Source organism: Acidovorax sp., from assembly GCF_046341535.1.
Taxonomy (GTDB): domain Bacteria; phylum Pseudomonadota; class Gammaproteobacteria; order Burkholderiales; family Burkholderiaceae_C; genus Acidovorax.
Genome location: NZ_JBKDRI010000059.1, coordinates 1 through 3,364 on the forward strand (window position 1 = coordinate 1; position 3,364 = coordinate 3,364).

A 3,364-nucleotide genomic window follows, 5' to 3' on the forward strand; every position below is an offset into this window, starting at 1 on the left:
AGCGAAAATCGGCCCCAGCGAGGACAGTTTTTGCCGAATTTGCAGCCCCATAGCCGAGCTATGGGGCAAAAAGGCGGTGAAAAATGGACCGCTGCGGTCGATTTGCAGCCGACGATTTCCAAGTCCGACAGGCTCCTAGCATCGGCTCGCTCGCATCGCCAGTAATCCCCAGCAAGACGCTACTAAAATAATAGCTGCATTCGTAATGCAGACGCGCGTAACTGGCTGTTTTTATACTGAAACCGCGGCAGGCCGGCGCGCCTACCCGCTGCCACCGCTGCGACGCTGCCCATGCGCTACGGCGCAGGCGGGGGCAAGTGCTGGCCCAGAAACCGCCCCGGCGGCTGCCCCACCGATTTGCGCACCATGGCGCTGAAGGCGCTTGCGCTGTAGCCCAGCTCGGCGGCGATCTGGCCCATGGGCATGCGCCCTGCGGCCAGCGAAACCGCCTTGGCCAATATGACCTGCTGACGCCACTGGGTGAAGGTGCTGCCCAGCTCGGAGCGGAACAGGCGGGCCACGGTGCGTGGGCTGGCGCCGGTGTTGCGCGCCCAGTCGGCCAGCGTGTCGTGGCGCGTGGGGTCGGCCAGCACGGCCTCGCACAGGTGGCGCAGGCGTTTGTCGTGCGGCAGGTCCACGCCCAGCTTCACGGCGGCGGCGCGGGCCAGCTCATCGCGGATGAGGGCGCTCAGGTGTTGCTCGCGCCAGAGCGCTTCGGCGGCAGGCGCGGTGTCGCCATCGGGCTCGGTGGGCATCTCGCGCACCAGGGCGCGCAGCAGGCCCGACACCTCCAGCACACGGCATTGGCGCCAGGCCCCGCCGTCGTCGCTGCTGCCCGCAGCCTGCGCGTCCAGCGCCTTGGGCCCGCACCGGCCCGGCGGCTGGTGAAAGTACAGCGTGCGCAGGTCGGCGTCTTCCACCATGGTCACCGTGTGTTCCACCCCGGGCGGAATCCACAGCGCCCGCGATGGCGGCACGATGAAGCTGCCGTGGCTCACCGTGAGGCGGATCACCCCCGTGGTCGAGATGGCCACCTGCCCCCACGGGTGGCTGTGCGGCATCACCTGCGTGTCGGCCGCCAGCCAGCGCAGCTTGGCGCGCACCGGGCGCACCGGGCTGGGCACGAACAGCTCCGGCGTGAGCGACTCCACATAGGCGCGCCTGCGCCGCACGGGGGCGACTGCCTTGGGGGTCAGGGCTTGCGGCGTGGGGTTTGGCATGTCTGCGACAAAGTTTGGCCATCTATCGTAAACCTGCCGACGCAGCCCTGCCTAAGATCACACCATGACTTCATCATCGACCGGCACCGCGCAGCCCGCTGCCCTGCGGCAGGACGCACGCACCATCGCCCTCGTCGGCCTGGCCCACGGCAGCTCGCACTTCTTTCACATGCTGCTGCCGCCGCTGTTTCCGTGGTTCATCGGCGAGTTCGGTCTGAGCTACTCCGAGCTGGGCCTGCTGGTGTCGGTGTTCTTCGTGATCTCCGGGGTGGGGCAGGCGCTGTCGGGCTTTCTGGTGGACCGCGTGGGCGCGCGGCCGGTGTTGTTTTTCGCGCTGCTGAGCTTTGCCGCAGCGGCGCTGGCTGCCGGCGCGGCGCAGGGCTATGCCGGGCTGCTGCTGGCGGCCGCGCTGGCGGGGCTGGGCAATGCGCCCTTCCATCCGGTGGACTTCACCATCCTCAACCAGCGTGTCTCGCCCCAGCGGCTGGGGCACGGGTTTTCGGTGCACGGCATCAGCGGCAACCTGGGCTGGGCGACGGCGCCGGTGTTCATGGCGGGCATCGCAACGGCCACGGGCTCGTGGCGCACGGCGTGCCTGTGCGCTGCGGCGCTGGCCATCACGGTGCTGGTCATCATGGCCTTCAACCGCGATGCGCTGGACGACCGCCAGGGTGCCTCGGCGCACCCGGCCCGGGGCGGCGCAGCCCAGGCAGCGCCAGAGCATCCCATGGCCTTCCTCAAGCTGCCCTCGGTGTGGCTGTGCTTTTCGTTCTTTTTCTGGAGCACCTGCGCCCTCAGTGCCATCCAGAGCTTTGCCAGCCCGGCGCTGCAGACCCTGTACGGCCTGCCGCTGGGCCTGACCGCCATGGTGGTCACGGGCTACATGCTGTTTGGCGCGGTGGGTATGGTGGTGGGCGGGTTTCTGGTGGGGCGTGTGCAGCGCCTTGAGAAGATCATCTCGGTCTGCCTGCTGGGTTCTGCTGCGCTGCTGGTGGTGGTGGCCACGGGCGTGCTGCCCGGCATGGCGGCGCTGGTGGTGGCGGCCATGGCGGGCCTGGGCACGGGGCTGGCGGGCCCCTCGCGCGACATGCTCATCAAGCGCGCTGCGCCGCCGGGCGCGACGGGCCGGGTCTATGGCACGGTGTATTCCGGCCTGGACCTGGGCTTTTGCCTGGCCGCCCCGGTGTTCGGCGCGATGCTCGACAGGGGCCTGACCGCAGGTATCTTCTATGGCTCGGCCGCCACGCTGGCGCTGGGTGTGGTCTCGGCGGCGCTGGTGGGCGCGGGCGTGGCGGCACGCTCGTCGCGGCCTGTTGCGTCTGCGGCCTGAAGGCATTGCAACCGCCACCCGCTGCGCGATGCGCGTGGTTGTGTTGCAATCGGGCGGCGCGCGCGCTGCGCGAGCGCATCGCCACCTTTTCAGGAACGACCCCCGATGACTTCTGCCACCTACAACGCCAGCATTCCTGTCTTGCGCCAGATGCTGGGCTCGCTCAACGACGTGCTGGCCAAGACCGAATCGCATGTCACCGCCCGCAAGATCGAACCCGACGCCCTGCTGCAGGCGCGGCTGTTCCCCGACATGTTCCCCCTGGCCCGGCAGGTGCTGATTGCCTGCGACTTCGCCAAGGGCGTGGCCGCCCGCCTGGCCGGAGTCGAGGTGCCCTCGTTCCCCGACCCCGAGCGCCCCGGCTTTGCCGACCTGACCGAGCGCATCGATATCGTGCTGTCGTTCATCGAGAGCCTGCCGGTCGAGGCCTTTGCCGACGCCGCCACGCGCCCGATCACCCTCCAGCCCGGCACCCCCCGCGAACGGCAGTTTGTGGGCGAGCACTACTTGCTGCACTACGGCCTGCCGCAGTTTTTCTTCCATGTGAACGCCACCTACGCCATCGCCCGCCACAACGGGGTAGAGCTGGGCAAGCGGGACTACATGGGCAAATACTGATCCTAAAAACGGCAGTTGACCGCTTGTCATCTTGCCGCACACCGCGTGGACTCGGGCCTTGGGTTGTTTTCGCAGCCTCACCTTTGGGGTGACAGCGCTATGCACTTGCCAGCACCGCTTTTGGAGCGCCATGCGGTGTTGCTCCTCCTTGCAGGCACGAGCCTGCCGCGTCGTCGCGCCTTGCCTGGCACCCCAA

At 68.5% G+C, this 3,364-nt stretch carries 3 protein-coding genes; 2 read left to right on the forward strand and 1 reads right to left on the reverse strand.

The genetic code is table 11. The features are described from left to right. Window positions 1-296: 296 nt before the first annotated feature. Window positions 297-1,220 carry an AraC family transcriptional regulator gene (locus ACK543_RS04080; RefSeq protein WP_409941578.1) on the reverse strand — a complete coding sequence of 308 codons (924 nt, stop codon included), beginning with the start codon at window positions 1,218-1,220 and terminating at the stop codon, window positions 297-299. 64 nt (window positions 1,221-1,284) lie between these two features. On the opposite strand from ACK543_RS04080, the gene ACK543_RS04085 reads away from it, so the two are divergent. Both ACK543_RS04085 and ACK543_RS04090 read left to right on the forward strand, forming a co-directional pair. Continuing rightward, window positions 1,285-2,550, forward strand: coding sequence for an MFS transporter (locus ACK543_RS04085; RefSeq protein WP_409941579.1), 1,266 nt, complete (start codon window positions 1,285-1,287; stop codon window positions 2,548-2,550). Between the two features lie 105 nt (window positions 2,551-2,655). After that, window positions 2,656-3,168 carry a DUF1993 family protein gene (locus ACK543_RS04090; RefSeq protein WP_409941580.1) on the forward strand — a complete coding sequence of 171 codons (513 nt, stop codon included), beginning with the start codon at window positions 2,656-2,658 and terminating at the stop codon, window positions 3,166-3,168. Window positions 3,169-3,364 lie beyond the last annotated feature (196 nt).